The sequence below is a fragment of the Alteromonas sp. 14N.309.X.WAT.G.H12 genome (assembly GCF_036697315.1).
Taxonomy (GTDB): domain Bacteria; phylum Pseudomonadota; class Gammaproteobacteria; order Enterobacterales; family Alteromonadaceae; genus Alteromonas.
On record NZ_JBAHZB010000047.1, the window covers coordinates 1 to 5,208 of the forward strand.

Annotated in this window: 2 protein-coding genes; both read left to right on the top strand. The window is 47.4% G+C overall.

The window, feature by feature from the left end:
- Positions 1-2,208: pullulanase-type alpha-1,6-glucosidase (pulA, locus tag V5298_RS12610; protein ID WP_332931805.1), on the top strand; the 2,208-nt coding region annotated here is incomplete at its 5' end.
- Between the two features lie 253 nt (positions 2,209-2,461).
- Positions 2,462-5,191, top strand: coding sequence for a reprolysin-like metallopeptidase (locus V5298_RS12615; RefSeq protein ID WP_332931806.1), 2,730 nt, complete (start codon positions 2,462-2,464; stop codon positions 5,189-5,191).
- The last annotated feature ends 17 nt before the right edge of the window (positions 5,192-5,208 follow it).

Genomic DNA, 5,208 nt, shown 5'->3' on the forward strand with positions numbered 1-5,208 from the left:
GGTTTTAACAATACGGACTTAGCTGATCCCTTTGTTGAATTGCCCATGCAAGAGGACAGGGCAACCGGGATTTGGCACCTGAAAACCGATAAAATAGCCTTATATGACTATTATCAGTACAAAATAAAGGTTTATCATCCACAAACCCATGGTGTTGAAACCTTAATGGTGACAGATCCTTACTCGTTGAGTTTATCCACCAATGGCACCCATTCTCAGGTGGTGGATTTATCGGCACCTCAAACCCAACCTAACAATTGGGATAAACAACAGATGCCGGCCATCGACGCGCCGGAAGACCAAATTCTATACGAAACACATATTCGTGATTTCAGTGCCTCTGATACAGCAAACACAAAATATAAGGGGAAGTATTTAGCGTTCACCCAATTACAGTCGCCGCCAATGAAACATCTTGAAGCATTAAAGCGCAGTGGACTCAATACCATCCATCTACTACCGGCCTTTGACTTTGGTTCGGTGAATGAAGACGAAACCCAGGTTATCGACCTCGACGATACAGTACAAACCTTATGTAGTAAGCATAATATTGCATCGGTTTGCCAAGGAGGATTTGCCCCTAAGCAAACCATTAAACAGGTCTTGGCAACCTTCGATCCTCGCACGGATGCCGCGCAAAAGGTGGTGAGTGAGTTACGCAAGCTAGATAACTATAACTGGGGGTATGATCCTGTTCATTATACGGTGCCCGAAGGAAGCTATGCCACTGATCCTATGGGGATCACACGTATCGTTGAGTTTAGAACCATGGTGATGCAACTGCATAACTTGGGATTTCGGGTGATAATGGATGTGGTGTATAACCATACCCATCAATATGGCTTAGCGCCTCATTCGGTGTTAGATAAAGTTGTGCCGGGGTATTACCACCGTCTCGATCCGATCTCTGGCGAGGTGGAACAATCGACCTGCTTTTCCTGTGGCAATACGGCCACCGAGCGAAGGATGATGGCAAAGCTTATGGAAGATTCCCTTAAAACGTGGGCGCAAGAATACAAAATTGATGGTTTTCGCTTTGATTTAATGGGACATCAGCCTAAAGCAGTGATGCTAAAAGCCAGAGACGCGGTACGGAAAATCGATCCTGATACGTACTTTTACGGTGAAGGCTGGAATTTTGGTGAAGTTGCCGATAACCGTCGTTTTATTCAAGCTAGCCAACTGGCGCTGGGCGGAACAGAAATCGGTACCTTTAGCGACAGATTACGGGATGCGGTGCGCGGGTCGGGCAACAATACCCGGGATCCCCAAGGAATTGGCAATGGATTAGGCACCATGCCTAACGAAAGGCAAGCCAGTGATACCATTAGAGCACAGTATGAATTGGCGATGAATCAAACCCGCATTGGTTTAGCGGGCAACTTGGCGAATTTTGAACTGGGTAAGTTGCAGGGTAAAACGATCCCCTATGGCGATCAGCCTACGGGATATGCTTATGATCCCGCCGATACCATCAATTATGTGTCCAAGCATGACAATCAAACCCTATGGGACAATAGTCAGTATCGATTACCCTTTGCTACCTCTACCGAAGATAGAGTGAGATTGCATAATCTAAGTTTGTCCTACGTCCTTTATGCCCAAGGGATCCCGTTTTTGCACATGGGGTCAGAACTATTACGGTCGAAATCTTTTTTACGGGATAGTTATGATTACGGTGACTGGTTTAACGGTGTGGACTTTACAAAACGTACGAATAACTACAATGTGGGATTACCTCCTGCGGATAAAGACGCCGAGAATTGGCCGCTGATTAAAACGGTGCTGGCTGGGCATCAAGGACGTGATATGGCCTCTTCACAGGATATCCAGTTTGCCAGTAAGGTGTTTGAAAACATGCTTGCGGTGCGCAGCAGCGCTAAACTGTTTCGATTGCAAACCGCCCAAAGCATCATGGAAAAACTGCATTTTTTAAATCAAAATACGGCGCATCCTCTACAGGGGGTTATTGCAATGGAAATTGATGATACCAGGGGCGAAGCCGTGGACGGGGCGTACGAAAAAATCCTGGTGATCTTTAACAACAACCCTCATCCGGTTGATTTTAATTATGCCGGAGCGCAGGATTTTGAACTGCATCATGCCTTAGCCACGGGAGCCGATGATGTGGTAAAAAACAGTCAAATGAATGCCCATGGCTTTGTTGTTCCCAGATTAACGGCGGCGGTGTTTGTCAAAAAACGTTAACGCCTTGGGTAACGGCTGGGCAGGGAACGCCCGAAACCACGAGAAAGTCAGGTTTCTGTTATGGATTGTAAGTTATCTGAAATTTTCCACATCAAATAGCTGAGTGTTTACGTTAATTAAGTACAGTATGTGGCTTTACTAATGTAAACCTCATTTATTGTTGGCCGATTTTGCTATAGTCAGGCTATCAAAACTGAATTTATTTATTGATGAACGGCCGGTAGGCCGTTTGTCATGTGTTTAAGGTTGTTTTATGCAAGTTGTAGCCGAACGGGTTTTACGTAATCTGGGTAAGCGTATTGCCATATTCAGTGTGGTCGGAGTCACGGTGTTTACTGTTACGAATGTAATGGCGCAATCATCTTTATGGGTAGACGCTGCGCAAAGCAAACCCTATGACGATGGGGAACCTAAAAGAGTTAACGCCTCATCAGGAAATTACCAATCTCTCGATAGCACGGTCTTACAGCAGCGGTTTACGGACAAAAATGCCACCGTTACTATCGCCATCCCGTTACCTGACGGTACCTCTGCGGATTTCACCTTAACCCCTTCTCAAGTGATGTCTTCATCCTTGGCGGCGCGCTACCCTGAATTTATGTCTTATGAAGCGGTACAGGTTGATGAACCTGAAAATATTGGCCGTTTTAGTATTACCCATAAAGGCTTGAGCGGCATATTTCGCTATAACGGACAATGGGCATTGCTGTCTCCTGTGTATGAAGGCAATAGCGAAGATTACATCAGTTATTACTACAAAAATGCAGACGGCGAAAGTTTGTTGGCTTCTACCACCGATGATGCACTGGTTGCTGCTGTGGTAACTGATGAAGATGAAGAAACATCGGTGTCTACTGCACAGAAAACCACCGGGGATACTCTGACGACCTACCGTTTGGCACTGAGTGCCACCGGTGAATATACCGAAGCCGTTGGCGGTACGAAGGATGATGCCGTTGCTGAAATGGTGACCTTGGTAAATCGGGTGAATCAGATCTTATTGGTAGATACGGCAATTCAGTTTGAACTGGTTGATAACGAAGACATTATTTATACCGATGGTGATACCGATCCCTTTACCAATTCCGATTCCACTACGGATATTGAAACCAACCAAACGGTCATTGATGAGGCAATAGGCACAGATAATTACGATGTGGGTCATTTGCTGTCTACCAATCCCGGCGGACTTGCATATGTAGGTGTGGCCTGTAATGCCAGTTACAAAGCCCAAGGCTACAGTGGCAATACCTCGCCACAAGGTGAGAGTTTTTACGTTGATTTGGTGGCCCATGAATTAGGTCATCAATTGGATGCCGAGCACACCTTTAATGCCCAAGACAGCAGTGATTGCGCTGATGATCAGCGCTCCGGCGACAGTGCAGTAGAGCCTGGCAGTGGCTCAACCATCATGTCTTATGCCGGTTTATGCAGTGGTCAGAATATCGAGTCATCCGCGGATCCTTATTACCATGCCCATTCGGTGGAGCAGATCCGTGATTATGTTGAATCCGGTCGCGGCAGCACCTGCGGCACGCGTACCAGTTTAGACAATTCAGCGCCCAGTGTAAGCGTTGACAGTAGCAGCTATACCATTCCTGCCAATACCCCCTTTTGGCTGGATGCCAGCGCCAGTGATGATGATGGTGATGAGCTCAGTTATCAGTGGGAAGAGATGGATGCCGGCGGCGATGACGGAGGCACCGCTGATGGTACTGAAATGAGCACCGACAACGGCGCTAACCCCTTGTTTCGTTCTTATGAAGCCGTCTCGGTCAGTTATCGTTATTTTCCCGCCTTAGAGGATGTGCTTTCCGACACCGTCAGCTTTGGTGAGGTGTATCCCTCAACCGACAGAGAGTTGAACTTTCGCATTACGGTGAAAGATAATCTGGGGGGGGTGGATACGGCTGATGTCACCCTCGATGTGGTGGATACCGGCGCCGCCTTTGCAGTAACCACACCTACTGAAGACAGTGTTTGGCAAGGAAATACAGAAGAAACTGTGACATGGGATACCGCCAGTACTGAACTTAGTCCCATTAGTTGTGACACCGTAGATATTAAAGCCGACCTTGATGGCGATAATGTTTTTGATACCACCCTTATTAGTGATACGGATAATGATGGTGAACAAAGCGTGACCGTGCCGAACACGGCAACCTCTGCGGCCCGTGTTATGGTCAGTTGCAGTGATAACGTTTTTTATGCAGTGAACCTAGCAGCCTTTACGATTTACGAAGGTGAATCTGCCGTTGCCCCCGTGATTGACGGACAGGCAGATTTAAGCGTGGATGAAGATAGTAGTATTACGGTGACGTTGGATGATTTGTCAGTGACGGATGCGGATTCTTCATACCCAGATAATTTCACCCTAACGCTGGAGTCGGGCAATAATTACACCCTTGATGGTACGACGGTGCAGCCGGATGCTGACTTTAACGGTGAGCTATCGGTTTCTGCGACGGTCAATGATGGGGTTAATGACTCGAATTCCTATCCGTTGGTGATCACCGTTAATGCGATAAACGATGCCCCCGTTGCCAGTGATGATACCGCCACGGTAGAGCAAGACAGCGAGGCCACGCTCATCGATGTGCTAGGTAACGACAGTGATATTGACAGTGATAGCCTTAGCATCCCGTCGATTACCTATACGGGTAACAGTAGTGTCAGTATCAGTGATGACATGATTTCCTATCAGCCGGAAACGGGATTGTCGGGAACAGAAACCATCAGCTATACGGTATCAGACGGTGAACTCACCGACACGGCGACCTTGACCGTGACCGTTGAGGCGACACAGGCAGACGATGATACGGATGATACAGATGAAACGGAAGAGACGACGACCAACACAGAAGAGAATACAGATTCGTCCAGTAGTTCAGACAGTGGCGGCAGCCTGGGTGCCGGTTGGTTGGTATTGCTGGGTATGACGGTACTCGGGCGGTATCGCCGTGGCAGAAAAAAACATGTATAACCTTATGCTAAGGCACA